Origin of the sequence: Methylobacterium sp. Leaf469 (genome assembly GCF_001424745.1) — a bacterium.
Taxonomy (GTDB): domain Bacteria; phylum Pseudomonadota; class Alphaproteobacteria; order Rhizobiales; family Beijerinckiaceae; genus Methylobacterium.
This window is the reverse complement of sequence record NZ_LMRE01000023.1, coordinates 145,257-169,074: the sequence shown is the minus strand read 5'-3', so window position 1 is coordinate 169,074 and position 23,818 is coordinate 145,257. Positions and strand designations below refer to the sequence as shown.

Sequence of the window (23,818 nt, the reverse complement as noted above, 5' to 3'; positions counted from 1 at the left end):
TGCTGACTCGCCTGTCTTGCCGTTCCCTGCGCGCGGTCCCGTTCCCCTCCGCGGGAGGGGCGTCCCGCGCTCACCCCGCCAGGGCGAGGGCTGCCGTCTCGGTGAAGCCACCGCCGTCGATGACGCTGTCGGCGAGGCCGCTCGCCGCCGTCAGCTCGTTCTCGGCGAAGAACCGCGCCAGGGCGATCCGCCCGGCATGGGCTGGATCGGTCTCGCCGGCCTGGAGGGCGGCCCGTGCGGCGCGGGCTTCCCGCGCGAGGCAGGCCGCGCCCTGGACGAGGCCGAACAGGCGCAGATACGGCGTCGCCCCGGCGAGCGCCGTCTCCGGACGGTTCGAGGCGAGCGCCGCCAGCTGAAAGCTGGTGGCCCGGTCGAGGCTCTCGATGCCGGCGCGCAAGCGGGCCGCCATATGGCCGTAGGCCGAATCGGCATCCTTCAGGAGCCCCTCCGCCACGCGGCGCAGGCCGGCGATCTGGGCCCGAACCGTGGCCCCGCCCTGGAGCGGCAGCTTACGGCTGACGAGGTCGATGGCCTGAATGCCGTTGGTGCCCTCGTAGATCCCGAGGATGCGGGCGTCGCGCATGTGCTGGGCCGCCCCCGTCTCCTCGACGAAGCCCATGCCGCCATGGACCTGCACGCCCAGCGACGTGACTTCGTTGGCGATGTCCGTGGAGAACGCCTTGGCGACGGGGGTGAGGAGCGAAGCGCGATCGTGCGCGCCCTGCCCTTCCGGTCCCTTTGCCGCGTCGAGGGCGGCGGCGGTGAGGTAGCAGATGCCGCGGGCGGCCGCCGTGTAGGCCTTCATGGTCAGCAGCATGCGCTGGACGTCGGCATGCGCGACGATGGCGCTCGGGCCTTGCGCGCCCGGCGCTTTTCCCTGGCGGCGCTCGCGAGCGTAGGTAAGGGCGGCCTGCGTCGCCCGCTCGGCGATGCCGACGCCCTGCAGGCCGACATTGAGCCGGGCCGAGTTCATCATCGTGAACATGCAGGCGAGGCCGCGGTTCTCCTCGCCGATGAGCCAGCCAATGGCGCCGCCCGCGTCGCCGAAGGCCATGGAGCAGGTCGGCGAGCCATGGATGCCGAGCTTGTGCTCGAGCCCCGAGCACCGCAGGTCGTTGCGGCTGCCGTCGGGCAGGATCTTGGGCACGAGGAACAGCGAGATGCCGCGGGTGCCCGCCGGTGCGTCCTTGAGACGGGCGAGCACGAGGTGGACGATGTTGTCGGTGAGATCGTGCTCGCCGTAGGTGATGTAGATCTTCGCGCCGACGATGCGGTAGCGGCCATCGCCGACGGGCTCGGCGCGGCTGCGCAGCAGGGCGAGATCGGAGCCCGCCTGCGGCTCCGTCAGGTTCATGGTCGCGGTCCACTCCCCCGAGACGAGCTTGCCGAGATAGCGCGCCTTCAGATCCTCGGACCCGTGCTGCGCCAGGGCCTCGATGCCGCCGGCGGTGAGCAGCGGGCACAGGCCGAACGCGATGCTGGCCGCGTTCCACATCTCCGTGCAGGCGGCGTTGAGGAGGAGCGGCAGGCCCTGGCCGCCGTGGTCCGGATCGGCGGACAGGCCGTTCCAGCCGCCCTCCGTCCAGGTCCGGTAGGCCTCGCGCCAGCCCGGCGCGGTGGTGATGGCGCCGTCGGTAAGGGGCGTGCCGTGGCGGTCGCCGACGCGGTTCAGGGGTGCGATGACGCCGTCGGCGACGCGGGCCGCCTCGTCCAGGATGGTCCGGACATCGTCAAGCGTCAGGGCCTCGCCCAGGGTCGCGTCCAGTCCGGCGACGTGGCGCAGGGCGAACAGCATCTCGGAGACCGGGGCGCGGTAGGTCATGGAAGCTCCCTATGAGCGTCTTCTTGTGTCGCGCTTGATGCGCTTGGCTTATCGTTCGCCGCCCGTGTTTGACGCAAGCCTCGGCCGGACGCTAGAGCACCGGCCGGCTCCGAGATCGCCCTGCGCGGGGAAGCTTCAATGGGGCAACGGCTTAACCCGGCCCAGCCGCTCCGCTCTCCAGGGATAGTTTAGATATGAACGATCTCCGGTCAAGCCTGCGCCTCGCCGCCGACGAGGCCGGCATTCTGGAGGCCGCACGGCTGCTGGGGCTCGGACGCACCGTCGCCTTCCCGACGGAGACCGTCTACGGCCTCGGCGCCGATGCTACCGACCCGACGGCCGTGGCCCTGATCTACGCCGCCAAGGAACGCCCGCGGTTCAATCCCCTCATCGCGCATCTGGCGGATCTCGCCGCGGCCCAGGTGCAGGGGGTGTTCGATGACGCCGCCCTGGCCCTCGCGAACGCGTTCTGGCCCGGTCCCCTCACCCTCGTGGTCCCGGCCGGCCCGGGTTGCACCGTCTGCGATCTCGCCCGCGCCGGCCTGGCGAGCGTGGCGTTGCGGGTGCCGGGCAACACCATCGCCCGCGATCTCCTCGCCCGGGTCGGACGACCCGTGGCGGCGCCGTCGGCCAACCGCTCGGGCCGGGTCAGCCCCACCCGTGCCGCGCATGTGCGTGCCGACCTCGATGGGCGGATCGATGCGATCCTCGACGGGGGTACGGCGCCGGTGGGGGTGGAATCGACGGTGGTCGCCTGCCTCGACGGTTCCCCGCGCCTGCTCCGGCCGGGCGGGGTGACGCGGGGCGACCTCGAACGCATCTTGGGCTACGCCGTCGCCGGCCCGGCTCCGGACGATAGCGCGCGTCCCATCGGGCCGGGCCTCCTCGCCTCGCACTATGCGCCCCGTGCCCGTGTGCGCCTCGACGCGACGACGGTGGCGGCCGGCGAGGCCGTGCTGCGGTTCGGCGGGATGCCCGCGGTCATGGACGCGTACGTCTCCCTCGACCTCAGCCCGGGCGGCGATCTCACCGAGGCGGCCGCCAACCTGTTCTCCGCCCTGCGGAGTCTCGATGCCTCGGGCACGGAATCCATCGCCGTAGCGCCGATCCCGCAGACGGGACTCGGCGAAGCGATCAACGATCGCCTGCGCCGTGCCGCGGCTCCGCGCTGAAATCTTTTCAACGGGGGTGGAACCTTGCGGACCGTCGGTCCGTTTGACCAGCACGAAGGCCAGTTCAGCCCCCAAATGGCCTTTTGCCTCTCAAGGCTCGGAGCGATCCGAGCCTTTTTTCTTGGGTGGGAATCCCCGGCGTCGCGTCAGCCGGCGAGTTTCGCGGCGATGGCGGCGACGTGGCGGCCCTGGTAGCGGGCACCGGCCAGATCCGTGGCGCTCGGCTGGCGCGAGCCGTCGCCGTCCGCCAGGGTGGTGGCGCCGTAGGGCGAGCCGCCCTTCACCTCGTCGACACCCATCTGGCCCTGGAACGCGTAGGGCAGGCCGACCACCACCATGCCGTGGTGCAGCAGCACCGTGTGGAAGCTCGTCAGTGTCGTCTCCTGGCCGCCATGCTGGCTCGCCGTCGAGGTGAAGGCCGAGCCGACCTTGCCGACGAGTGCGCCCTTGGCCCAGAGGCCGCCGGTCTGATCGATGAACTGCTTCATCTGCGCGGCCATGTTGCCGTAACGGGTCGGGGTACCGAAGATGATGGCGTCGTAGTCCGGGAGTTCGTCCACCGCCGCGATGGGGGCGGCCTGATCGAGCTTGTAGTGCGATTGGCGGGCGACCTCCTCGGGCACCAGTTCCGGCACGCGCTTGATCGTGACCTCGGCCCCGGCCTCGCGAACGCCCTCGGCGACGGCCTCGGCCATCTTCTCCACGTGGCCCCACGACGAATAGTACAGCACCAGAACCTTGGTCATCGGGTCGTCTCCTACGGTGTGGCACGGGTCGGCCCATCGGAGCCGGCACGCGTTTCGCCGCGCCTTATCGCTCGGAACTGCCTTTGCGAAAACGCCCTGTTCTGCAAAACGATCTTTGCAGGAATGCACGATCGGAGCCGACGGAATGGACTGGGACGATTTTCGCCTCGTGCGCAGCGTCGCTGAACACGGCGGCCTGGCGCGGGCGGCCGAGCATCTCGGCATCAATCCCTCGACGGCGTTCCGTCGTCTCGCCGGGATCGAGGCAGCCCTCGACACGACGCTGTTCGACCGTCACCGCGCCGGCTACGCACTGACGGGCGCCGGTCTCGCCATGGTGGAGGCTGCCGGGCGGATGGAAGCCGACGTCGCGCGCTTTACCCGCGAACTCGCCGGGCAGGATCGCAGTCCCGTGGGCGACCTTCGAATCACCACCCCGGCGGGTCTCGTCGCCGATATGCTGATGCCGGTGCTGGCCCGGTTCACCGTGCGCTACCCGCGCATCCGCCTGCACCTGCTGGTTTCGGAGGAGGCCCTCAACCTGTCGCGCCACGACGCGGACGTGGCGCTGCGCGCCAGCGATACACCCGCCGCGAACCTGGTCGGGCGCCGGCTCGCCACCATCGCCTGGGCCGTCTACGGGCGGTCCGAGTTCACCGGGCGACCGACGGAGGAATGTCCGTGGGTGGTGCCGGGTGACGGTGTGGCGGGTGGACGTTTCGTACGGTTCCGCGAGAGCCATGCCGCCGCCGAGCGCGTGGTCCTCACCCTCAACACGGTGCTGGGCCTGCGCGAGGCGGTGGAGGCCGGCATCGGCGTCGGTCCCCTCCCCTGCTGGTCGGCCGACGCACGCCCGGGTCTCGTGCGGCTGTCGGACCACCTGCCGGAGCTGTCCGCCGGCCTGTGGCTCCTGACCCATCCGGACCTGCGCCATGCCGCGCGGGTCCGGGCCTTCATGGATTTCATGACTGAGGAAATCGTGACGTTGCGCCCCGGGATCGAGGGCAAGACGGCTCAGCCTCGATGATCTCCGAGCCTACTTGGTCTCGATGATCTCGATCTCCTGGCCGTTCACCTCGACGGTGTCGCCGACGCCCTTGCCGGTCAGGGCCCGTGCCATCGGCGAAACGTAGGACAGGCTGCCCTGGGTCGGATCCGCCTCGTCTTCGCCCACGATACGAAAGCTCTGGTGGCTCTCGTCCGCGCGGGCGATGGTCACGGTGGAGCCGAACCGCACCACGTCGCCGGGCTCGACCTCGACGAGCTGGGCCGAACCCAGCCGCGCCGTCCAGTAATGCAGGTCGCGGGTCACGCGGGACTCGTCCGCCTTGGCGTCGGGCGTCAGGGCCGAGAACGCATCGCGCAGGCGGGCGACCTCGGCCTCGATCTGCGCCAACCCCTCGGGTGTGACGAAGTTCGGGTGCTCCGAGATGGGGCGATCGGGGAGATCCTCGAAGGCTTCGCCGCCTTCGGTCTCTTTGACAAATGCACTGCTCATGAAACCAGCAATGCGCCTCGGTACGGCTAAGTTCCGCCCCGACCGACGATCCGTTTAAGGAACGGTCACCACCGTCCGTCCGCGTACGCCGCCCGAAAGGATCCGTTCGGCGAGGCGATCCACCTCGGCCAGGGGCACCGTCGTGGTCATCGCGGCCAAGGCCGTGCGGTCGAGGTCGCTGGCGAGGCGCGCCCACGCCGCGCGGCGTTTCGGCAGCGGCGTGGTCACGCTGTTGATGCCGAGGAGCGACACGCCGCGCAGGATGAACGGTGCCACGGAGGTCGGCAGGTCCATGCCCTGGGCGAGCCCGCAGGCGGCGACGGCGCCGTCCGCCTTGGTCCCGGCGAGCACGTTGGCGAGGGTCACGGAGCCGACGGCGTCGATGGCGACGGCCCAACGCTCCTTCGCCAGGGGTTTGCCCGGGGACGAGAGTTCGGCACGGTCGAGGATCTCCGTGGCGCCGAGACCGCGGAGGTAATCCTCCTCGCCGGCCCGGCCCGTGGAGGCGATGACCTGCCAGCCGGCCCGGGCGAGCAGCGCCACGGCGACGGAGCCGACGCCGCCGGATGCGCCGGTGACCAAGGCGGGACCGTCGCCGGGCCGAGCGCCGTGATGTTCAAGGGCCATGAGACACAGCATCGCCGTGTAGCCCGCGGTGCCGATGGCCATGACGTCGGCTGCATCGAGCCCTTCCGGCAGGGGCACGAGCCAGTCGCCCTTCACCCGCGCCCGCTCCGCATAGGCGCCGAGATGGGTCTCACCAACGCCCCAGCCCGTGAGGATCACCGCATCGCCGGGGGCGTAATTCGGGTGATCCGACGCCTCGACCACACCGGAGAAGTCGATGCCGGGGATCATCGGGAAGCGGCGCACCACCGGCGAGCGTCCGGTCATGGCCAGTCCGTCCTTGTAGTTCACGGTGGAATGGGTGACCCGGACGGTGACGTCGCCTTCCATGAGGTCGGCCGCGTCGAAATCGCGGAACGTCAGGGCTTGCCCCGTCTGGGTCTTCTCGACCACCCACGCCTTGAACCGGTCCATGCGCACCTCCCGCGTCAGCAGGGAGGTGTGGCATGGCCGGGCGGAATCAACCGCCCCGGCCGGCTTGGCCGGGGCGTCAGGCGTCTCAGTACCCGTCGTAGATGCTGCCCGTCGAGAAACCGAGGCCGACGCCGATATCCGCCGAGCTGGCGCCGGCGATGCCGACGGCATCCGGGATCGAGCCGATGCGGGGTCCGTAGACGCCCGGATAGCCGCCGCCGTTGCCGTAATTGGCCGGGACCCATCCGGCGCGGGCCGGCTGCACGAGGACGCGGCGGCGGACGCTGGCGTACTCGGCCGGGATCGTCTCGGGGATCGATTGGGCCGGCTGGACCAGCACCCGGCGATGGCGCACCGAGTATTGCGGCGGCACGTCGACCCAGCAACCGACGAGCTCGCCGTAGGGATCGCGACGGGTCTGCCAGACCCGGCCGCCCGGGCTGACGACGACGCGCTCGGACACGGTCTCGTAGATCGGCGGGATCGTGCGGTAGACGGTCTCGGCCGGGCGCACGAGGACGCGCTCGGACACGGCGCCGTAGACCGGCGGGGTCGAGACGTGGCGGTAGCATTCGGCACCGCCACAGCCGCCTGCCTGGGCGGAGGCTGCGAACAGAACGGCGCCGGCGATGGCGGAGGCAAACGGGATGAATCGGGTGACCGGCGCGGTCATGCGGGCTTCCTCGGGCTGTGACGCGGATACTGGCGGGATGGCGCCGTTGTGGTGCGCGCATCTCGACGTATCAGAGGCAGCCAAGTTGCCGCTCGGGCAAGCCGAATTCAGACTCAGGGTAAAATTAACCTAAGCTTAGGACTACTTAGATCCTCCCCTACTTAGGTAGAATTCGATGGAACCGGATCACTTTTGCTCATTGGTTTGCGCTCGACCGGCCTTCAGGTCTGCCCGCGCTTGAGCTGGTAGAAGATGTGCCGCCCGATGACGTCCATCTTGCGCAGGCGCCGCGACCAGCCGGGTTTCACGTAATCGGCATGGTAATGCGTCGCCCCGCCGACCTCGTTGAGGTACGTCCGTCCCTCGATCACCGCGCTGGCAATGCGGGTGGCCGATTGCCACGACGGCCCGTCGGTGATGCGCAGGGACTTGCCCTCGCAGGCGAAGGAGAACTGGCAGCCCATGTAGCGGTGACGGTTCTGGTAGACCACACCGCAGACGTTGCTGGGGTAGAGCCCGCTCTTGACCCGGTTCAGCACCACCTGTGCCACGGCGGCCTGGCCGTCCTCGGGCTCGCTGCGGGCTTCGAAGTAGACGGCTTCGGCGAGGCAGCGCTGTTCGCGATCGAGGGCGTCGGGACCGATGAGGTCGGCGTAGCGATGGCGGGCGCTGTCGCCGACCGGCCCCTCGGCGTCGCGGCGCGGCGAGAACCCCGGAATGGCGAGCCCGCCCGGAATGGCGAGGTTCGCGGCCGCGACCTCGATGGGCGTCGCATCGGCCGGGGCCGGGGTCGTCGACGACAGGGCGACGGCGCGGGGGATCGCGGGCGTCGCACCGTCGCTTGTCTCGATGGCCTCCTCCCCGTCGGCCGGGGGCGGGACGAAGCCGAGATCCGGTTCGAGCTCCGGATTCCAGACGGCCGGTCCCGGCAGGAGGGCGCCGTTGGCCGAGCCGGAGAGGTTGGCATGCAGAACCGAAGCATTGCCGCGGTCGAGCTCGGCAGGAAGCCCCGCCCGCATCCGCTCGGTGCTCACCCGTCCACCGATGAGGGGGACCCCGTGCGGCAAGGCCGAGGCGATCCGCACATCGTGCGCGAGGGAGCGGGTCGCGCCTTCGGTGCCGGCGCTGGCCGTGAAGGAGACAAGGAAGCCCATGCCGGCGGCCCAGGGCGCCATGGCGGCGCTGAACCAGCGCAGGCTCGAATCGCGTTGTACCCGTTTCGTGCCCACGCCCAACCGATCCACGTTCCGCAACACCGTTCCGGTCGGCCGATCAGGTCACCCGAAGGGGTTCCCTATGCGGCAGCCGGTTCAGGCATATTTGCGTGGCATGGTTGCGGAGCGGTTAAGCCCGTTCCGCAACGGTTGGTTCAGAATGTGCCGGGGCGTCCGTGGGCGACGGCAAATGCCTTGACCAGGGCGGAGGGTGCGCTGTCGCCGCCCGTCCGCATCTCGGCGATCCGCTCCGCATCCGCACCGCTCTGGGTGGCGACGGCGAACACGAACAGCGCCAGGGTGGCAAGGCCGCCGAATGTCCAGAGGGAGGCCTGCTGGACCACCTTCGGGATCGGGGTGACGGCGGAATTTTCGTCGAGGTAGAGCGGGGTGGGCGTCGTATCGATCATGGCCGGCGTTCCCACGCGATGGCAGCCGCCCCAATGAGCTGGAATGCTCGCGCAATGGATCGGCACTAGCACTGAACGTGCCGGCACGAAATCGGTTCGCCGCGTTTTCGACAATTTGTTGAATGGATTTCGCCGCGACTCTCCCGGGCGGCGCGAAGCCACTCGGAAGAGTTCGGATCGAGCCTGCGGATCAGGCCTTCTTGACGGCGTCCTTGGCGGCGTCGCGGGCGGCCAGAGCCGCCTGTGCCGCAGCGAGGCGGGCGATCGGCACGCGGTAGGGCGAGCACGACACGTAGTCGAGGCCGACCTCCTGGCAGAAGCCGATGGAGGCCGGGTCGCCGCCGTGCTCGCCGCAGATGCCGAGCTTGATGTCCGGACGCACGGCCCGGCCGCGCTCGACGCCGATGCGCACGAGTTCGCCGACCCCCTCCTGATCGATGGAGATGAACGGGTCGGCCGCGAGAATCCCCTTCTGGGTGTAGGCCCCGAGGAAGGTCGCGGCGTCGTCGCGGGAAATGCCGAGCGCCGTCTGGGTCAGGTCGTTGGTGCCGAAGGAGAAGAACTCCGCCGTCTCGGCGATGTCGCCCGCCCGCAGGGCGGCGCGGGGCAGCTCGATCATGGTGCCGACCTGATAGTCCACCGCGCTGCCGGTCTCCTCGGAGACGGCCTTCGCCATGGCGTCGATGCGCGCCTTGACGATGTCGAACTCCATCTTGGTGAAGACCAGCGGGACCATCACCTCCGAGGTCACCGGGGCGCCGGTCTCCTTGGCGGCCTGGACGGCGGCCTCGAAGATGGCGCGGGCCTGCATCTCGGCGATCTCCGGGAACGCGATGGCGAGGCGGCACCCACGAAAGCCCAGCATCGGGTTGAACTCGTGCAGTTCCGTCATCCGACGGCGCAGCTTGTCCTCCGACACGCCCATGCTGCTGGCGACGTCCCGCACCTCCACGTCGGTATGCGGCAGGAACTCGTGCAGCGGCGGATCGAGCAGGCGGATCGTGACGGGCAGACCCGACATGATCGTGAACAGCTCGACGAAGTCCTGGCGCTGGTAGGGCAGGATCTTGGCCAGCGCCGAGCGGCGCCCTTCGGCGTCGTCGGCGAGGATCATCTCACGCACGGCGACGATGCGGTCGCCCTCGAAGAACATGTGCTCGGTGCGGCACAGGCCGATGCCCTCGGCGCCGAAGTTGCGGGCGGCGCGGGCGTCGGTCGGCGTGTCGGCGTTGGTTCGGACCTTCATGGTGCGGACCTTGTCGGCCCAACCCATCAGGGTCGCGAACTCGCCCGACAGGGACGGCTCCAGCATCGCCACCTCGCCCAGCAGCACCTGACCGGTGGACCCGTCGATGGTGATCTTGTCGCCGGCCTTCAGAACCGTGCCGGCCACCGACAGGGTGCCGGCCTTGTAATCGACCCGGACGGTGCCGCAGCCCGAAACGCAGGGCTTGCCCATGCCGCGCGCCACCACGGCTGCGTGCGAGGTCATGCCGCCGCGCGTGGTGAGGATGCCCTCGGAGGCGTGCATGCCGTGGATGTCCTCGGGCGAGGTCTCCACGCGCACCAGGATACACTTGCGCTCGGCCTTGCGGGCGGCCTCGGCATCCTCGGAATTGAACACGATCTCGCCCGTGGCGGCGCCCGGCGAAGCGGGCAGGCCCGACGCGATCACCTTGCGCTCAGCCTTCGGGTCGATGGTTGGGTGCAGGAGCTGGTCGAGGGCCGCCGGCTCGATCCGGCCGATGGCCTCTTCCTGGGTGATCAGACCCTCCGCCGCGAGATCGACGGCGATGCGCAAAGCGGCCTTGGCCGTGCGCTTGCCGTTGCGGGTCTGAAGCATCCAGAGCTTGCCGCTCTCGATGGTGAACTCCATGTCCTGCATGTCGCGGTAGTGGTTCTCGAGGAGACCGTAGATCCGGACCAACTCGGCGTAGGATTCGGGCATCGCCCGCTCCATCGACGGCTTTTCGGACTTGGCCTCAAGCCGAGCCTTCTCGGTGATGTCCTGTGGGGTGCGGATGCCCGCCACCACGTCCTCGCCCTGGGCGTTGATCAGAAACTCGCCGTAGAGGGCGCGCTCGCCGGTGGACGGGTTGCGGGTGAACGCGACGCCCGTGGCCGATGTGTCGCCCATGTTGCCGAACACCATGGCCTGGACGTTGACGGCCGTGCCCCAGCTCTCGGGGATGTTGTTCAACTCGCGATATTTCTTGGCGCGCGGGATCATCCACGAATCGAACACGGCACCGATGGCGCCCCAGAGCTGGTCCTCCGCGCCCTGCGGGAAGTCGGAACCGTGCTCGGCCTTCACGATGGCCTTGTAGCGCCCGACGAGATGCTTCCAGTCGTCTGCCCCGAGTTCGGTGTCGAGGCTGACGCCCTTCTCCTCCTTGTAATGCTCCAAAGCCTCCTCGAAGGCGTGGTGCTCCACGCCCAGAACCACGTTGGAATACATGGTGATGAAGCGCCGGTAGGAATCGTAGGCGAAGCGCGGGTCACCGGCGCCCGTCGCCAGGGCCTCGACGGTGACGTCGTTGAGGCCGAGGTTGAGCACCGTGTCCATCATGCCGGGCATCGAGGCGCGGGCGCCCGAGCGGACCGAGACGAGGAGCGGGTTCTTCGGATCGCCGAAGCCGCGACCGGTGAGCTTGCCGACGGCCTCCAGGGCTGCGGCCACCTCGGCCTTCAGCTCGGCCGGGTAGGTCTGCGCGTTGTCGTAGTAGGCGGTGCAGACTTCGGTCGTGATGGTGAAGCCCGGGGGCACCGGAAGGCCGAGATTGGACATCTCGGCGAGGTTCGCGCCCTTGCCGCCGAGCAGGTTGCGCATGGACGACTGGCCTTCGGCCCTGCCGTCACCGAAGGAATAGACCCACTTGCCCATCGTCACCCGTCCGGTTGCTGGAATGAAACGCGAATTGCGCGCCTATCGTACCCGGCGGGTTGGACCATCTCATGCTGCAACGCAAGATGAACGCCGCGCGGAGTGGGGACCCGCGTGACGGTTCTGTACCTCTGTCACCGACCGCCGTCGCGCCGGCTCACGATAGCGCGCGAAACACCCCGAGGCCAATCAGCCCGACGAGGATGAGGTAGGCCGCGACGATGAAATTCAGCAGCCGGGGGATCAGCAGGATCAGCACCCCGGCGCCGAGGGCGACGAGGGGCTGCAGGTGGGCGATGGTGATGGTCATGGCCGAACGGTCCTCGTCTTACACCCGATACTTGCCGTTGCGCTTCACCAGCACCTGGGTGCCGACGGGAACGCGCTCGTAGAGGTCGACGATGTCCTCGTTCAGCATGCGCACGCAGCCGGACGACAGTTGCTCGCCGATGCTCCAGGGCTCGTTGGTGCCGTGGATGCGAAACAGCGTGTCGCGGTTGCCCTGGTAGAGGTAGAGCGCGCGGGCGCCGAGCGGGTTGTCGAGGCCGCCCTTGCGGGTGCGCGGCAGATCGGGATTGAGCGAGACCATGGTGGTGGTCGGGCTCCAATCCGGCCACACGCCCTTGCGGGCGATGCGAGCCTCGCCCTTCCACGAAAAGCCGGCCTTGCCGACGCCGACGCCGTACTGAACGGCGGTGCCGTCCTCCTGCACCAGGGCGATCTGCCGATTGTCGATGTCGACCACGATGGTGCCGGGCTTCTCCGGCCCGGTGTAGCGCACGATCTGGCGCCGGTACTTCGGGTCGAGGCGCGACTTGTCGACGATGGGCACGTCGAACGGCTTGTCCGGCATGGTGCCGGTGTACCAGGCGGCATCGTCGTCGGCCGCGACGTTGACGGGGCCGCGCGCGTTGCAGGCCGCCAGGGGGGCGATGAGGAGCAGGCCGAAGATGAGGCGGCGGGTGGACATGGCTGGCTCCGCGGGGTGTGGGTTGAGGGGGGCGGGTTGCAGGATTCTTCCCCCTGACTAGCCGTCCCGGACCGCCGAGGGTGTATCTTTCCCGCCGCAGGTGTGGGGAAGCGTCGCCCCCCACCGCCATATTCAGGCGAGGCTGCGAGGCAACCGCGGCTCGATCAGGCGATCCGCGGTGTTGCGTCGGCGTCGCGCTTGATCGCATCATGAACGCCACACGAGGATCCGCCCATGGCCGACACCCAGACCCTGCCCGTCTCCGACGCAGGCGACGTCCTCGACAACCTCGCCCCGGCGATCCATCTCGATCATTGCGTGATCCACGTCTCCGATTGGGCACGTTCGACGGCCTTCTACCGCGACGTGCTCGGGGCCGAGATCGTGGAGCGCCCCGTCGGGGCCGCCTTTCGCTTCGGCGGCGTGCAGCTCAATGTCCATGGTCCGGGCATCGAGGCGACGCCGCTTGCCGAGAAGCCGGTGATGCCCGGCAACAGCGACCTGTGCTTTCGCTGGTCCGGCCCCATCGAGGGGGCCATGGCGCATCTCGCGACGCACGGCGTGCCGGTCGAGCGCGGGCCCGTGGAACGCGACGGTGCGGCCGGTCGGGGCCTCAGCGTCTATTTCCGGGATCCGGACGGATCACTGATGGAGTTCATCACCTACCCGGAGTGAACGTCAGCTCCGGCTCTGCGCCAATTGCTGGTTGGTCTGCTCGAGGCGCAGGGCGAGTTCACGCATGACCGCGATGCCGATCTGCGGGAACTGAGCGAGGAGCTCGAGGAAGACCGTGCGGTCGATGCGCAGGGCCGTCAGGGGTGTCAGAGCCGCGACCGTGGCCGAGCGAGGCTGGTCGGCCAGAATTCCCATTTCGCCGAGGAGGGCGTTGGCGCCGAGGAGCGCCAGCCGAAACGGTCCCTGCGGCCCTTCGATGGAAACCTCGGCTTCGCCTTCGAGAATCAGATAAGCCGCATCGGCGGTATCGCCGCGCGCGAACAGCTCTTGGGTGGCCTCGAAATGAACCCGCTCGCTGGTGAAGGCGAGGAGCTTCAGGCGCGACGGTTCGACGCCTCGAAACAGCGGCACCTGCCGTAACGACGAGACCTCGGTGTCGAGGGTCATTGGCGCACCCCAGCGTCGCGCGGCGGCATCGAACGGTTTTCCATGCCGCATCCATGCGGGTCGCACACGGATTGTCCAGTCCCGGCAAAGCCACGGGGCGGGAGAGCCGCCGTGCCGAGGCCGTCGAAGTGCCCTGTACGCGAGCGTTTCCTATACCCATGCTTATAGCCACGCTTGTCCCGCTCTACGCTGATCAGCCCGGGTTTCCCTAAGGAACCATCGATATTGGTGAAGGTTGTCTTGGCAGTGAGAGCAAATCTGAGGAGGCGCTGATGGCATCGAACTCCACCTCGAAGCGGGGCTTTGCCTCGATGGATCTGGAGCGGCAGCGGGAGATCGCGAGCAAGGGCGGGCGCAGTGTGCCGGCCGAGAAGCGCTCGTTCTCCCAAGATCGCGAACTGGCGTCGTCCGCCGGTCGCAAGGGTGGTCAGTCCACCGGCACCGGTCGCCCAGGCGAGGACTGATACCGGTCATTGGAGCCCCTTCGGGGGTTCCAAGCTCAATTGAAACAAAAAGGCCTCGTCCGAAATGGACGAGGCCTTTTTCATGCCCCTTCAGCGTCTTCTCATCCAAGAACCGGTTCTTGGCGATGTCGGCCTATGCGCGACCATGACGAAGGTTGTGCTGGAGCGACTCCCGGTCGACGAAAATCAGGAAATGCAACGACCCGGGAGCATGCGGCGCGCCTCTGGTCCCGCCAGTGAGCTGATGGCGCCTTCGCAGCCTTCGCGCATCGAGCGGCGGACCTTCGGCTGATCCTTCTCACTCGCGGTCCGGCCGCTCTGTCCGAGTACACCGGGCTTCGGGGAGTATGACGGGCGGCTTACGGACGCGAAGCGCACCGGACTGATCGCCGTCGATGCCACGCGCTGCCCGGGAAGATCCGGTCCCGACAAGGTGAACTGAAGGACAGTCAACGGTGCTGCCTGGGGTGCCCTCTGGTCGGCAGCCTGCTGGACGGTCGGCTGGATCAGCAATGTCAGGAGCGCTGCCGGTGCACTGACACTGAGGAGGAGACCTGACCGAAACATCGTCGTAATCTCCGATGAGGAGCTTGACAGGATATCGAGCAAACGCGTCTCGCAGTCTCGGGTTCCTCGACTGTTTCGAATTGAGCAATTTCCAGTACAGCTCGAATGACGGATCGTTACGATTTGACGGAAATCCTGCTTCCGCCGAACTGCAGGTGTTGCGAAAAAACCGCTGTGCGCAAAAAATTCGAGTTGCCCATGCCGGGAGACGGAACGACAGCGAGGTCGGATCGTTGTCTGGTCACCCCGGCCGCCTGGTCCTCCCCCGCATCCCCTTGTGCATAGGCCGGAACCTTTTCGACGGGCTGGAGAGCGATCTCCGGCCCGTTTTTTCGTCCTTCATCCGCCACGGGCCCGGTCCGAACAGGTCAGCAAAAAGGCCCCGGCATGTGACGGGGCCTTTCGTCGTTTGTTGCCGAGGATCGTGGGGTCGAGGGGCGTTCAGGCCGACTTGACCTCGCGGCGGCGTGCGCTCTGCTGGAAGAACAGCGCCTGGCTGATCACCGCGGAGACGTTCGCGGGCTGGAACGGCTTGGCGATGAGGAAGGCCGGCTCCGGACGCTCGCCGGTGAGGAAGCGCTCGGGGTAGGCGGTGATGAAGATCACCGGCACCTCGAAGGTCTTCAGGAGGTCGTTGACCGCATCGAGGCCCGAGCTTCCATCGGCGAGCTGAATGTCAGCCAGGATGAGTCCGGGGCGGGTCCCCTCGGACGCAATCTTGATCGCCTCCGTGCGGGTGCGGGCCACGCCGATGACGTTGTGGCCGAGCCCTTCCACCAGGGCTTCGAGGTCCATGGCGATGAGCGGCTCGTCCTCGATGATGAGGATCTCGGTCGCCATGTCGGCCGCGAGCTCACGGCCGGCCTCGTCGACGAGGTCGCGAACCTGGCTGACGTCAACGTCGAGGATGATTGCAGCGTCTTCCTCCGAGAACCCTTCGAGGCACGAGAGAAGGAAGGCCTGGCGCGGCAGGGGCGTGATCTGGCCGAGCCGGACTTCGGCCGGCAGGTCGTGCTGCACCTGCTCGCTCTGGCCGTTCACCGACAGGGAATTCCAGATGCGCGTGAACACGCGAAAGAGATCGGCCTTGACGTTGGCACTGCGGCCGAGCGTCTCGGGCTCGTTCACGAGGGTCTCGAGGGTGGCGGCGACGTAAGCGTCTCCGGCGACCTGACTACCCGTGAGCGCCCGAGCGTAGCGGCGCAGATACGGCAGGTGCTGCACCACGAGTTGGGCTGTCGACATACTATCCCCTTGGCTTTGCCGTTCTTGGCCGCGTGCCTTGGCCGCTTCCGCCACAACGCGGATTGGAGAGCTCCGTTCCGCCTGACGGGAACCGACTGATCGCATCGGCGTTGCAGCTGCAGCCATGACCTATGTCAAGCCGCAAAACAATCGCGGCGATGCCGGTGTCCGGCATCAAGGGGAATCGACGCATGAACACACACGACAAGGGCGATCCCGCCCCTGGGGATCGTACCGTGCGTGCCGACGAGGACACCCGTGGCCGTGGCCTCAGCGACCACACCCAGAAGCGCATCGGTCTGCACCTTCGGGCCATGTACGATACGGTCGTGCAGCAACCGGTACCCGACCGCTTCCGCGATCTCATTGCCCAGCTCGAAGCGTCTCCGCCGGACGAAGCGACGTCCTGAGGCGCCGATCCGGCGCCCGTACCATCCGAATCGACGAGAGCCGCACGGCAATGCGCCGGCGGCCCTCATCGATCGCTTCGGGTGGGCCGATGCCCACCCGGCCGGTGCCGTGCGAACCGGCGCCCGTCAGAGGGTCGGGGAACGTCCGCGCATCAGGCCGATGACGGCGGAGATGGCGAACAGAACGATGGCGACGAAGAACACGAGCTTTGCGGCTTCCATCGCGGTGCCGGCAATACCGCCGAAACCGAGCAGAGCTGCCACGAGGGCGACGACGAGGAATGTTACGGCCCAACCGAGCATCTGACTCTATCCTTCGAAAGATTTGGCGCAGCGTCAGGCTGCGACCTCATTGCAGCAATAACGCCAAGTTTTCGCCCCGGTTCCGGCGTCGTCCGGTCGGATTCACAGCGACCGCGAAGGATTTTCGCGCACGGCTCGTTTCAAACCTCAACGGACGTGTGCCGCCTTGCCGGACCGGTGCTCGGCGTGCCAGATTTACCGTCAAGCTCACGGCCCAGGGGGCAGCTGAGGGCGCAGCGGCGTGATGGTGCGACGGATCGACCTCCGGTCCTGAGCAGGCACGACGTCGCTCCTTATCTGCCTTTTGACCGTCATCGGAACCGGCCCGTCGCCGGTCGCGTTCGGTACCCGTCGCTGATCAAGGAGCCCGTCATGAGTACATCGTTCGTCGGATCGATCGTGCGGCGCCTCGTGAAGGCAGCGGGTTCGGTTGGCGAGGCCGTGTCCCGTGGACTCGGCGCCCTGGTGGAAGGGTCGGCCCCCGCGCCGCAGCTCGTACCCGTGCGCGTTCGCGCCACGCGTCGGCGGTCGTGATCGCCTCGATCCGGGACGCGTCCGGTCAGTAGACCAGGGTCGAACGCATCCCGAAGACGAAACCACCCTTGATCCGTGTGTTGGGGCGCTCGGGGTCCGCGAGTCCGCCCCCGGGATTGAAGATGTACTGAAGATCCGGCTGCACGGTCCAGCCGGGTCTGATCTGGGCCTGATACGACAGTTCGAAGGTCGCTTCCGCCGTGCGGACCGGCTCCCCACTCGCCTGCAGGTCGACTCGGTCGCGGTCGAAGCCGCGCGCGGCCTCACTGATCCGGGCGTAGATCACGCTGGCGCCGAACAGATCGTCCGGCCGCCCCGGGATCAAGCCGGCGACGACGACACCGCCATCCGCCCACAGGTCGATCGGGTTGCGGTCCGAGGGGCTCGCCGAGACGCGGGCGTAGACCGACACACCGCTCGATGGACCGCCCCCGTCCGGGCGGTAGAGTTGCTGATCGGCGACGGCGTAGATCCCGCTGGTCCCGCGCAGGCGCCGCGCCGTCCCGAGGCTGGATCGATCCGCGAGGCGTAGGCCGTCCGCGCCGAAGCGCAGATCGTCGAACCGGCCGAAATGCCTGTATCCCCCGAGTTTCAGGGTTCCCGCGAGCGCAGGTGTCTCCGTCTCCTGGTTCCGCCGCATCTGGATCTCGGCCATCACCAGGGGCGGGTCGCCGACGCGAAAGTTCGTTCCGTACCGGTTGACCACGCGCTGGTCGCCGGGATCGCCGTTGAACACCGCCACCAGAGCCGAGAGGTCCGCGCCGGCTTCGTAGCGCAGGCGGATGCCGGGGGTGGCCAGGGGATAGGCCGGTCCGCCGCTCGGAAGGTTGGCGCCGGTGATCGTCGGCCAGTCGTTGCTCAGAAACGGCTTGCCCGTCTCGGAGGCGAAAAACTCCCCGTCGGCGGCGAGCTGCCCGATCCGCAGGCCGAGCCCCGAATCCCACCGCCGTTCGAGCCAAAGTTCCGACAGACGGGTGGTGGGATACGCTTCGATGTTGCTGACCGTGATGAGCCGCTGAAAACTTCGGTCGCGCAGGCCGCCGGTGTCGTGAATCCGGAAGGCGTTGGCAAAGGCGCTCACGCCGTCGAGGCCGGCGAGGCGCTCGAGGTCGAGACTGATGATGGCCTCGACCTTGCCCGCGTAGATCGGGCCGGTGCGCACGCCGCCATGGGGATTCCCCAGCACTTCGTCGGTCGACAGCAGGGTCAGGTTCACGCCGCGTACGGCCCAGGCGGCGCGAAGGCCGCTGGGATCGCCCCACGGGCCGAGCGACGACCGGATCGAGACCGGGAAATCACCCTGCGGCTCGGCGGCGGCCGATTGCGGCGGCCGTTCGGGGATCTCCTCGGGAGCCTGCGCCAGGGCGAGCGGCGGGGTTGCCGAGATCATCAGGGAGACGAATGCCGCCCGCCAGGCGCGGGGTGGACCGGACATGGTGAAGCCTCCGCTGGAAGAGTAAGCCACGGCTATGTTTTCGAGGTGTGTTTGTCCGGCGGCGCCCGGGTGTGCCCCGGGTCCGTTTCCGTCGTGCGCTGGTCCGGAAGAGGCGGCCCGCGACCCTTTCGGGCGACGCGCCGCCGGATCAGGCGCCCATGACGGTGTCGATCAGGAGCTTGACGTTGAGGACGACGATCAGCCCGGCGATGGCCCAGGACAGGACCTTCAGCCACCCGGGAATCACCAGGGCGCCCATCTTGCCCCGATCGGAGACGAAGCGGACCAGGGGGATCACGGCGAACGGCAACTGCATCGACAGCACGACCTGGCTCAGGACGAGGAGGCGGGCGGTGCCCTGTTCGCCATAGAGCGCCGTGACGACGATCACCGGCACGATGGCGATGCCCCGGGTGATGAGCCGGCGCGCCCAGTCGGGGATGCGTAACCGCAGGAAGCCTTCCATGACGATCTGGCCGGCGAGCGTCGCGGTCACGGTGGAATTCAGCCCCGAGGCGAGGAGCGCCACGGCGAACAGGGTCGAGGCGATGCCGGCCCCGAGGAGCGGCGACAGCAGTTCGTAGGCCTGTTCGATCTCCTGCACGTCGGTCCGCCCGTTGGCGTGGAAGACCGAGGCCGCCAGGATGAGGATCGCCGCATTGACGAACAGCGCCAGCATCAGCGCGATGGTGGAATCCGTGAAGGCGAAGCGGAAGGCCGCGCACTTGCCCTCGTCGGTGCGCGGGTAGGCGCGGGTCTGTACGATGGAGGAGTGCAGGTAGAGGTTATGCGGCATCACCGTGGCGCCGATGATGCCGATGGCGATGTAGAGGGCCGCCGGGTTCGTCACGATCTCGGGCGTCGGCAGGAAGCCGCCGAGCACCGCCTGCAGGGGTGGGCTCGCCAGGGCGATCTGCACGCCGAAGCAGACGAAGATCACGCCGAGCAGCGCGATGACGAACGCTTCGAGGGCGCGAAAACCGCGCCGCATCAGCAGCAGGATCAGGAACACGTCCAGCGCCGTGATGGTCGCCCCCAGCACGAGTGGGATGCCGAACAGGAGCTTGAGGGCGATGGCGGTGCCGATCACCTCGGCGAGGTCGCAGGCGATGATCGCCGCCTCGCAGGCGAGCCACAGGACGAGGCCGACGGGACGCGAATAGTGGTCGCGGCAGGCCTGGGCGAGGTCGCGGCCCGTGGCGATGCCGAGCCGCGCGGCCAGCGCCTGCAGCACGATGGCCATGAGGTTCGAGAGCAGGATGACGGAGAGCAGGGTGTAGCCGAACTGGGCCCCCCCGGCGATGTCGGTGGCCCAGTTGCCCGGGTCCATGTAGCCGACCGAGATCATGTACCCCGGCCCGATGAAGGCTAGGAGCCGGCGCAGCCACGTCCCGGTGGCGAGCACCGGAACGCTGCCGTTCATGGCGCCGAGGCTCGGCTGCTCCTGCGTGTCGCGGTGGAAGCGCCACGCCCCGTCCTGATAACCCATCGCTCCGTACGGTCCCTCGGTGACGGCGCGGCTCCGCGCCCAGCTTGCCTCCTCGCGATATAGCATTGGCTATAATGAAAATAAAAGGCTTCATTTTCGTGGCGTTGTCGCGCGCCCGGCGATCGCGTAGGGGCGGGGCATGTCCATGGACCTCCCCGGAGACCGCATGAGCGAAACGCGCGACGATCCGGTCTTCGACTCGGGCGCTCCCACGAGTGGCGAGACGCAGCGGCTGTCGGCCCTGATCCGGCGCCGCGTCTGCTCCAACGCGAGCCCGTTCACGGCGAGCGGCACCTGCACCTACATCGTCGGTAGCGGTGCCGTCGCGGTCATCGACCCCGGCCCGGAGGATGCGGCTCACATCGACGCGCTCCTGGCCTTGATCCCCGGCGAGCGGGTCGACGCCATCGTGGTCACCCACACCCATCGCGACCATTCGCCGGCAGCGCGCCTGCTCCAGGCCCGCACGGGGGCGCCCATCGTCGGCTGCGGACCGCACCGGGCGGCGCGCGATCTGGCCGAGGGCGAGTTCCCGCACCTCGACGCGAGTGCGGACCGCGACCATGTCCCGGATCGCCTCATGCGCGAGGGCGATACCCTGACGGGGGATGGCTGGACCCTGGAGGCGGTGGAGACCCCGGGCCACACCATGAACCACCTCGCCTTCGCGCTGCCGCAAGAATCCGCCCTGTTCTCGGGCGATCACGTCATGGCGTGGTCGACGAGCATCGTGGCGCCGCCGGACGGCTCCATGCGGGCCTACATGGCCTCCCTCGACAAGCTCCGCGAGCGGACCGAGACCGTGTACTGGCCGGGGCATGGCGGTCCGGTTCGGGACCCGCGCCGGTTCGTCCGCGGGCTCAGCGCCCATCGCCGGCAGCGCGAGACGACGATCCGTGCGCGGATCGAGGCCGGCGACCGCGATATCCGCGCCATCGTCGGGGCGATCTACCAGGGGCTGAATCCAGCCCTCCGGGGCGCCGCCGCCCTCTCGGTCTTCGCCCATCTGGAGGATCTGGTGGAGCGCGGCCTCGCCGTCACCGAGGGGCCACCGCGCCTGGAGGGGCTCTACGCCCCCGCCTGACGCCTATTTGACGGCGATGGCGAGGTTGGCGACCTCGTCGAGATAGGCGCGGATGCGGTCGGCGTTGCCGCCGAAATCGTGGCTCCCGAGGCGGGACGCGGAGCGCACGTCGATCCGGGCACCGTCGGCCCGGGGATGGACCCGGACGGTGACGTCGTCGGCGAGGTTGAGCAGGAGGCCACGCGACACTGCCTCGATCCGGCCGTTGCCGATCCGGCCGCCGGGGCGGATCGCCTCGACGATCTGCCAGCGCCGGTTCACCGCTGCCTTGCGGGCGAGCTCGAACGCGACGTCGGCATCGAGGTCGAGGGTCAAGGGCGCGACCTGCGGATAGGCCGCGCGCTGGCTGGCCCGCGCCGCCGGTCCGGGGTCCGGCGGATAGCGCCCGTCCCGAGCCGCGAAGGCGGTGCGCGAGCGCGAGAACGCCGGTGGGTTGTCGATATCGGTGGAGATATCCGTGAGTGCGGGCAGGCGCAGGGCCCGCAGGCCCACGAAGGCCGGATAGGCGAGGATCAGGCAGGCCACGAACAGCCCGGCCAGCGCCGCGCCGAGGCCGCGCGCGCCCTCGCGCCAGACCCGTACGAAGGCGAACGCCGCGAGCCCCACGGCGGTGACGGCGAGGACCAGGCCGGCGCCGAGGGTCGCCAGGGCCGGACCGGCCTCCGCACGCGGATCGCGCACGAGCACGAGGGCGAACAGGCTGACGAACAGGGCGAGGCCGGCGACCGTGCGGGCGAGCGGGCCGGCGCGGGTGACGGGCTCCTCGAAGGGCAGACGACGCATGGGTTTGACGACGATCCCTGTCGGGCACGCTGCCCCTCGCGCGGCCGCGGGAGACTCCGAGGCGGCCCGCCGAGCTTTACCGGGCGTCGGCACCGCGCGCCACCCGCCCGTGCTTCCGCTGCCCACCGGTTCTGCTATAGCGAGGCGACCATGAGCGCGACCGCCCCAGACCGATCCGCGGCGTTGCCGGAGGCCGAGACCCCGGATCCGCTTCGGGTCTGGTTCCGGTTCATCCGCCTCAACCGCCGCGTCACCGCCGCCATGGGCGCGGAACTGCGTGGGCTGGGCCTCTCGATCCCGCAATTCGATGCGCTGTCCACCCTGACCGAGCGCGAGGGCGCCACCCAGCAGGATCTCGCGGCGCGGCTCTATGTCACGAAGGGGAATGTCTCCGGCCTGGTCGATCGCCTGGTGGAGGCCGGATGGGTCGAGCGCCGCGCGATCCCCGGGGACCGGCGCTCGCACGCCCTCCACCTCACGCGTGCCGGCGCGGATCTCGCCGCCCGTGGCATCGCGGCTCAGAAGGCCTACGTCGCCCGGACCCTCGGCCGTCTCGCTCCGGAGGACATCGCCGGGTTCGAGCGGCTGGTGCTGCGCTGGCGCGATGTCGCCCGCGAGGATGCGGCCGCTCCCCGGGGCTAGCCTTGAGTCTTCGCGCCTTCGATCTCGGCCAGCAGGGCGGGCAGGTCGTCGATGGAGCCGATGACGTGATCGGCCAGGGCCGCCATGGTCTCGCGGGCGCCCTCCCCCGCCGGTCCGCTGAGCACCGCGATGGCGACAGCCCCCGCGGCCCGTGCCGCCTGGGTGTCGGCGGGCGTATCGCCCACCAGCGCGACGCGGGACGGGTCGACCCCGAGATGAGCGGCGAAGGCCAGGACCATGCCGGGCTCGGGCTTGGCCCCGTGCCCGGAATCGTAACCGGCGAGGAATCCGAGATGCGGCATCAGACCCAGCACCGCGGACTGGGCCCGGGCGGACGCTTCCGCGTCGTTGGTGGCGATGCCGAGCGCGTAGCCTCCCGCGGCCAGATGCGCGAGAAGGTCCGCCGGTGCGCCGATGGGATGGAGCGAGCGCAGGGCGGCCTCGCGGAACAGCCGGTCCATCTCGGCGTACAGCTCCGGTCCGGCGGGACGGCCGAGCACCCGCGCCCAGAGCGGCCCGTAGATCGAGGATGCACCGGCGAGGAGCGGCGACGTCGGCAGGAAGCGCCGCTCGGCCTCGACGTAGTGGCTCACGCGCATCAGATCTTCGAAGCGGCCGCGGTCCCCGCCCGTGAGGGTCGCCATCACCGCGTGGGCGGCGGGGCCCCAGGTGCGGTCGAAATCGACGAGCGTCCCGTCCTTGTCGAACAGGATGCCGCACAATCCCCCGCGCTCACGCCGCATGGGAAACTTTCTCGACCTCGATGACGATGCCGGTGGGCGTCACGCGCTCGCGGGCCACCATACGGTCGCCGGGCTCGAATACGCCGAGGTTCACGTCGCGGTCGGGCAGCACCACGGTGGTGACCTTGTTGAGATGGACCAGCACGTGGCGCTTCTGCGGCAGGGACGACGCGGCCCAGCGCTTGAGCTGGGTATAGTACGGCTCGCGCCGCCAGGCGTTGGGCTGGCCGGGATCGACCTGCACGTTCATGTGGCGCGACACGGGATCGAGGCTGAGCACCATCTTGGCGCGGTCCGGCTTCCATTCGGGGCCGAGCCAGGCCTCCGTCATCCAGAGGCAGTGGAAGGCCCGGCAATGGTCCGGCCGGCTGGCGTGGATGGCGCACCCGCGGCCTTGGGCAGTGTGCCGGCACCATTGCCCGGCGGTGCTCTCGACGGCCGGCACATCGTAGACCTTGCAGCACAGGGTGCAGGGGCCGCAGGCCCGCCCGGGGGCGGGTGTGGCGATGACGCTCGCGGGGTCGAGGGTGGTGGGCGAGAGCATGACAGCGTGCGTCCGGTGCGACG

At 69.0% G+C, this 23,818-nt stretch carries 27 protein-coding genes; 9 read left to right on the top strand and 18 right to left on the bottom strand.

Annotated elements, in window-relative coordinates:
* Positions 1-70 precede the first annotated feature (70 nt).
* Positions 71-1,822 (bottom strand): acyl-CoA dehydrogenase, encoded by a 1,752-nt coding sequence (locus ASG60_RS11985; RefSeq protein WP_056385752.1) that lies wholly within the window; start codon positions 1,820-1,822, stop codon positions 71-73.
* Positions 1,823-2,016: 194 nt separating this feature from the next.
* Between ASG60_RS11985 and ASG60_RS11980 the strand changes: the two genes are divergently transcribed.
* The gene (locus ASG60_RS11980; RefSeq protein ID WP_056385750.1) at positions 2,017-2,994 is read left to right on the top strand and encodes an L-threonylcarbamoyladenylate synthase; all 978 of its coding nucleotides are present in this window, start codon (positions 2,017-2,019) and stop codon (positions 2,992-2,994) included.
* Between the two features lie 146 nt (positions 2,995-3,140).
* Here ASG60_RS11980 and wrbA read toward each other — a convergent pair whose 3' ends face one another.
* Positions 3,141-3,740, bottom strand: coding sequence for an NAD(P)H:quinone oxidoreductase (gene wrbA, locus ASG60_RS11975; protein ID WP_056385748.1), 600 nt, complete (start codon positions 3,738-3,740; stop codon positions 3,141-3,143).
* A 145-nt stretch (positions 3,741-3,885) separates the two neighbouring features.
* Here wrbA and ASG60_RS11970 point away from each other — a divergent pair, with 145 nt between their 5' ends.
* Positions 3,886-4,767, top strand: coding sequence for a LysR family transcriptional regulator (locus ASG60_RS11970; RefSeq protein ID WP_056385746.1), 882 nt, complete (start codon positions 3,886-3,888; stop codon positions 4,765-4,767).
* A gap of 9 nt (positions 4,768-4,776) precedes the next feature.
* Here the strand turns inward: ASG60_RS11970 and greA are convergent, their stop codons facing one another.
* The 8 genes from greA to ASG60_RS11935 all read right to left on the bottom strand — a co-directional run bounded on the left by greA (position 4,777) and on the right by ASG60_RS11935 (position 12,430).
* The gene (gene greA, locus ASG60_RS11965) at positions 4,777-5,238 is read right to left on the bottom strand and encodes a transcription elongation factor GreA (RefSeq protein WP_056173438.1); all 462 of its coding nucleotides are present in this window, start codon (positions 5,236-5,238) and stop codon (positions 4,777-4,779) included.
* A gap of 54 nt (positions 5,239-5,292) precedes the next feature.
* Positions 5,293-6,279: an MDR family oxidoreductase gene (locus ASG60_RS11960; RefSeq protein WP_056385744.1), complete on the bottom strand. Its 987-nt coding sequence runs from the start codon at positions 6,277-6,279 to the stop codon at positions 5,293-5,295.
* Positions 6,280-6,364: 85 nt separating this feature from the next.
* The gene (locus ASG60_RS11955) at positions 6,365-6,952 is read right to left on the bottom strand and encodes a hypothetical protein (protein WP_056385743.1); all 588 of its coding nucleotides are present in this window, start codon (positions 6,950-6,952) and stop codon (positions 6,365-6,367) included.
* Positions 6,953-7,173: 221 nt separating this feature from the next.
* The gene (locus ASG60_RS11950; protein WP_056362185.1) at positions 7,174-8,127 is read right to left on the bottom strand and encodes a cell wall hydrolase; all 954 of its coding nucleotides are present in this window, start codon (positions 8,125-8,127) and stop codon (positions 7,174-7,176) included.
* A gap of 194 nt (positions 8,128-8,321) precedes the next feature.
* Entirely contained in the window at positions 8,322-8,576 is a 255-nt protein-coding gene (locus tag ASG60_RS11945) for a hypothetical protein (RefSeq protein ID WP_056385741.1), read from the bottom strand.
* A gap of 190 nt (positions 8,577-8,766) precedes the next feature.
* Entirely contained in the window at positions 8,767-11,460 is a 2,694-nt protein-coding gene (ppdK, locus tag ASG60_RS11940) for a pyruvate, phosphate dikinase (RefSeq protein ID WP_056305983.1), read from the bottom strand.
* A 157-nt stretch (positions 11,461-11,617) separates the two neighbouring features.
* A complete protein-coding gene (locus ASG60_RS22050) occupies positions 11,618-11,770 on the bottom strand; it encodes a DUF3096 domain-containing protein (protein ID WP_082483460.1) in 153 nt (50 codons plus the stop codon).
* 18 nt (positions 11,771-11,788) lie between these two features.
* Entirely contained in the window at positions 11,789-12,430 is a 642-nt protein-coding gene (locus ASG60_RS11935; protein ID WP_056173418.1) for a L,D-transpeptidase, read from the bottom strand.
* 234 nt (positions 12,431-12,664) lie between these two features.
* Between ASG60_RS11935 and ASG60_RS11930 the strand changes: the two genes are divergently transcribed.
* The gene (locus ASG60_RS11930; RefSeq protein WP_056260962.1) at positions 12,665-13,105 is read left to right on the top strand and encodes a VOC family protein; all 441 of its coding nucleotides are present in this window, start codon (positions 12,665-12,667) and stop codon (positions 13,103-13,105) included.
* Between the two features lie 3 nt (positions 13,106-13,108).
* Here ASG60_RS11930 and ASG60_RS11925 read toward each other — a convergent pair whose 3' ends face one another.
* Entirely contained in the window at positions 13,109-13,552 is a 444-nt protein-coding gene (locus ASG60_RS11925) for a Crp/Fnr family transcriptional regulator (RefSeq protein ID WP_056173412.1), read from the bottom strand.
* 269 nt (positions 13,553-13,821) lie between these two features.
* Here ASG60_RS11925 and ASG60_RS11920 point away from each other — a divergent pair, with 269 nt between their 5' ends.
* Both ASG60_RS11920 and ASG60_RS22740 read left to right on the top strand, forming a co-directional pair.
* Entirely contained in the window at positions 13,822-14,016 is a 195-nt protein-coding gene (locus ASG60_RS11920; protein ID WP_056173408.1) for a general stress protein, read from the top strand.
* Positions 14,017-14,098: 82 nt separating this feature from the next.
* The gene (locus ASG60_RS22740; RefSeq protein WP_156398883.1) at positions 14,099-14,308 is read left to right on the top strand and encodes a hypothetical protein; all 210 of its coding nucleotides are present in this window, start codon (positions 14,099-14,101) and stop codon (positions 14,306-14,308) included.
* A gap of 716 nt (positions 14,309-15,024) precedes the next feature.
* On the opposite strand, the gene ASG60_RS11910 is transcribed toward ASG60_RS22740, so the two are convergent.
* On the bottom strand, positions 15,025-15,828 hold the full coding sequence (locus ASG60_RS11910) for a response regulator (RefSeq protein WP_056173403.1): 804 nt from the start codon (positions 15,826-15,828) through the stop codon (positions 15,025-15,027).
* 191 nt (positions 15,829-16,019) lie between these two features.
* Here ASG60_RS11910 and ASG60_RS11905 point away from each other — a divergent pair, with 191 nt between their 5' ends.
* Positions 16,020-16,238, top strand: coding sequence for a NepR family anti-sigma factor (locus ASG60_RS11905; RefSeq protein ID WP_056174126.1), 219 nt, complete (start codon positions 16,020-16,022; stop codon positions 16,236-16,238).
* Positions 16,239-16,364: 126 nt separating this feature from the next.
* Here ASG60_RS11905 and ASG60_RS22040 read toward each other — a convergent pair whose 3' ends face one another.
* The gene (locus ASG60_RS22040) at positions 16,365-16,541 is read right to left on the bottom strand and encodes a DUF1328 domain-containing protein (protein WP_003599466.1); all 177 of its coding nucleotides are present in this window, start codon (positions 16,539-16,541) and stop codon (positions 16,365-16,367) included.
* A gap of 372 nt (positions 16,542-16,913) precedes the next feature.
* Here ASG60_RS22040 and ASG60_RS23050 point away from each other — a divergent pair, with 372 nt between their 5' ends.
* Positions 16,914-17,075 carry a hypothetical protein gene (locus ASG60_RS23050; RefSeq protein WP_162244792.1) on the top strand — a complete coding sequence of 54 codons (162 nt, stop codon included), beginning with the start codon at positions 16,914-16,916 and terminating at the stop codon, positions 17,073-17,075.
* Between the two features lie 25 nt (positions 17,076-17,100).
* Here ASG60_RS23050 and ASG60_RS11900 read toward each other — a convergent pair whose 3' ends face one another.
* Complete coding sequence (locus ASG60_RS11900) at positions 17,101-18,510, bottom strand: carbohydrate porin (RefSeq protein ID WP_244476648.1); 1,410 nt, start codon at positions 18,508-18,510, stop codon at positions 17,101-17,103.
* 148 nt (positions 18,511-18,658) lie between these two features.
* Positions 18,659-19,999 (bottom strand): Nramp family divalent metal transporter, encoded by a 1,341-nt coding sequence (locus ASG60_RS11895; RefSeq protein WP_056386070.1) that lies wholly within the window; start codon positions 19,997-19,999, stop codon positions 18,659-18,661.
* A gap of 166 nt (positions 20,000-20,165) precedes the next feature.
* Here ASG60_RS11895 and ASG60_RS11890 point away from each other — a divergent pair, with 166 nt between their 5' ends.
* Complete coding sequence (locus ASG60_RS11890; protein ID WP_056386068.1) at positions 20,166-21,083, top strand: MBL fold metallo-hydrolase; 918 nt, start codon at positions 20,166-20,168, stop codon at positions 21,081-21,083.
* A 3-nt stretch (positions 21,084-21,086) separates the two neighbouring features.
* On the opposite strand, the gene ASG60_RS11885 is transcribed toward ASG60_RS11890, so the two are convergent.
* On the bottom strand, positions 21,087-21,866 hold the full coding sequence (locus tag ASG60_RS11885) for a DUF1499 domain-containing protein (RefSeq protein ID WP_056305989.1): 780 nt from the start codon (positions 21,864-21,866) through the stop codon (positions 21,087-21,089).
* Between the two features lie 150 nt (positions 21,867-22,016).
* Here ASG60_RS11885 and ASG60_RS11880 point away from each other — a divergent pair, with 150 nt between their 5' ends.
* Complete coding sequence (locus ASG60_RS11880) at positions 22,017-22,508, top strand: MarR family transcriptional regulator (protein ID WP_056173392.1); 492 nt, start codon at positions 22,017-22,019, stop codon at positions 22,506-22,508.
* On the opposite strand, the gene ASG60_RS11875 is transcribed toward ASG60_RS11880, so the two are convergent.
* A complete protein-coding gene (locus ASG60_RS11875) occupies positions 22,505-23,251 on the bottom strand; it encodes an HAD family hydrolase (protein ID WP_056305991.1) in 747 nt (248 codons plus the stop codon). The two genes, ASG60_RS11880 and ASG60_RS11875, sit on opposite strands and share 4 nt — an antisense overlap.
* Positions 23,241-23,795, bottom strand: a complete 555-nt coding sequence (locus ASG60_RS11870; protein WP_056173385.1) for a hypothetical protein — start codon at positions 23,793-23,795, stop codon at positions 23,241-23,243. Before ASG60_RS11870 ends, ASG60_RS11875 begins: the two co-directional genes overlap by 11 nt.
* Between the last annotated feature and the right edge of the window lie 23 nt (positions 23,796-23,818).

What these genes read in the sequence shown, in the direction of transcription:
- ASG60_RS11985 (WP_056385752.1), bottom strand. Translation starts at nt 1,822, where the DNA reads ATGACCTACCGCGCCCCGGTCTCCGAGATGCTGTTCGCCCTGCGCCAC.
- ASG60_RS11980 (WP_056385750.1), top strand. Translation starts at nt 2,017, where the DNA reads ATGAACGATCTCCGGTCAAGCCTGCGCCTCGCCGCCGACGAGGCCGGC.
- wrbA (WP_056385748.1), bottom strand. Translation starts at nt 3,740, where the DNA reads ATGACCAAGGTTCTGGTGCTGTACTATTCGTCGTGGGGCCACGTGGAG.
- ASG60_RS11970 (WP_056385746.1), top strand. Translation starts at nt 3,886, where the DNA reads ATGGACTGGGACGATTTTCGCCTCGTGCGCAGCGTCGCTGAACACGGC.
- greA (WP_056173438.1), bottom strand. Translation starts at nt 5,238, where the DNA reads ATGAGCAGTGCATTTGTCAAAGAGACCGAAGGCGGCGAAGCCTTCGAG.
- ASG60_RS11960 (WP_056385744.1), bottom strand. Translation starts at nt 6,279, where the DNA reads ATGGACCGGTTCAAGGCGTGGGTGGTCGAGAAGACCCAGACGGGGCAA.
- ASG60_RS11955 (WP_056385743.1), bottom strand. Translation starts at nt 6,952, where the DNA reads ATGACCGCGCCGGTCACCCGATTCATCCCGTTTGCCTCCGCCATCGCC.
- ASG60_RS11950 (WP_056362185.1), bottom strand. Translation starts at nt 8,127, where the DNA reads ATGGCGCCCTGGGCCGCCGGCATGGGCTTCCTTGTCTCCTTCACGGCC.
- ASG60_RS11945 (WP_056385741.1), bottom strand. Translation starts at nt 8,576, where the DNA reads ATGATCGATACGACGCCCACCCCGCTCTACCTCGACGAAAATTCCGCC.
- ppdK (WP_056305983.1), bottom strand. Translation starts at nt 11,460, where the DNA reads ATGGGCAAGTGGGTCTATTCCTTCGGTGACGGCAGGGCCGAAGGCCAG.
- ASG60_RS22050 (WP_082483460.1), bottom strand. Translation starts at nt 11,770, where the DNA reads ATGACCATCACCATCGCCCACCTGCAGCCCCTCGTCGCCCTCGGCGCC.
- ASG60_RS11935 (WP_056173418.1), bottom strand. Translation starts at nt 12,430, where the DNA reads ATGTCCACCCGCCGCCTCATCTTCGGCCTGCTCCTCATCGCCCCCCTG.
- ASG60_RS11930 (WP_056260962.1), top strand. Translation starts at nt 12,665, where the DNA reads ATGGCCGACACCCAGACCCTGCCCGTCTCCGACGCAGGCGACGTCCTC.
- ASG60_RS11925 (WP_056173412.1), bottom strand. Translation starts at nt 13,552, where the DNA reads ATGACCCTCGACACCGAGGTCTCGTCGTTACGGCAGGTGCCGCTGTTT.
- ASG60_RS22740 (WP_156398883.1), top strand. Translation starts at nt 14,099, where the DNA reads ATGCCCCTTCAGCGTCTTCTCATCCAAGAACCGGTTCTTGGCGATGTC.
- ASG60_RS11910 (WP_056173403.1), bottom strand. Translation starts at nt 15,828, where the DNA reads ATGTCGACAGCCCAACTCGTGGTGCAGCACCTGCCGTATCTGCGCCGC.
- ASG60_RS11905 (WP_056174126.1), top strand. Translation starts at nt 16,020, where the DNA reads ATGAACACACACGACAAGGGCGATCCCGCCCCTGGGGATCGTACCGTG.
- ASG60_RS22040 (WP_003599466.1), bottom strand. Translation starts at nt 16,541, where the DNA reads ATGCTCGGTTGGGCCGTAACATTCCTCGTCGTCGCCCTCGTGGCAGCT.
- ASG60_RS23050 (WP_162244792.1), top strand. Translation starts at nt 16,914, where the DNA reads ATGAGTACATCGTTCGTCGGATCGATCGTGCGGCGCCTCGTGAAGGCA.
- ASG60_RS11900 (WP_244476648.1), bottom strand. Translation starts at nt 18,510, where the DNA reads ATGTCCGGTCCACCCCGCGCCTGGCGGGCGGCATTCGTCTCCCTGATG.
- ASG60_RS11895 (WP_056386070.1), bottom strand. Translation starts at nt 19,999, where the DNA reads ATGGGTTATCAGGACGGGGCGTGGCGCTTCCACCGCGACACGCAGGAG.
- ASG60_RS11890 (WP_056386068.1), top strand. Translation starts at nt 20,166, where the DNA reads ATGAGCGAAACGCGCGACGATCCGGTCTTCGACTCGGGCGCTCCCACG.
- ASG60_RS11885 (WP_056305989.1), bottom strand. Translation starts at nt 21,866, where the DNA reads ATGCGTCGTCTGCCCTTCGAGGAGCCCGTCACCCGCGCCGGCCCGCTC.
- ASG60_RS11880 (WP_056173392.1), top strand. Translation starts at nt 22,017, where the DNA reads ATGAGCGCGACCGCCCCAGACCGATCCGCGGCGTTGCCGGAGGCCGAG.
- ASG60_RS11875 (WP_056305991.1), bottom strand. Translation starts at nt 23,251, where the DNA reads ATGCGGCGTGAGCGCGGGGGATTGTGCGGCATCCTGTTCGACAAGGAC.
- ASG60_RS11870 (WP_056173385.1), bottom strand. Translation starts at nt 23,795, where the DNA reads ATGCTCTCGCCCACCACCCTCGACCCCGCGAGCGTCATCGCCACACCC.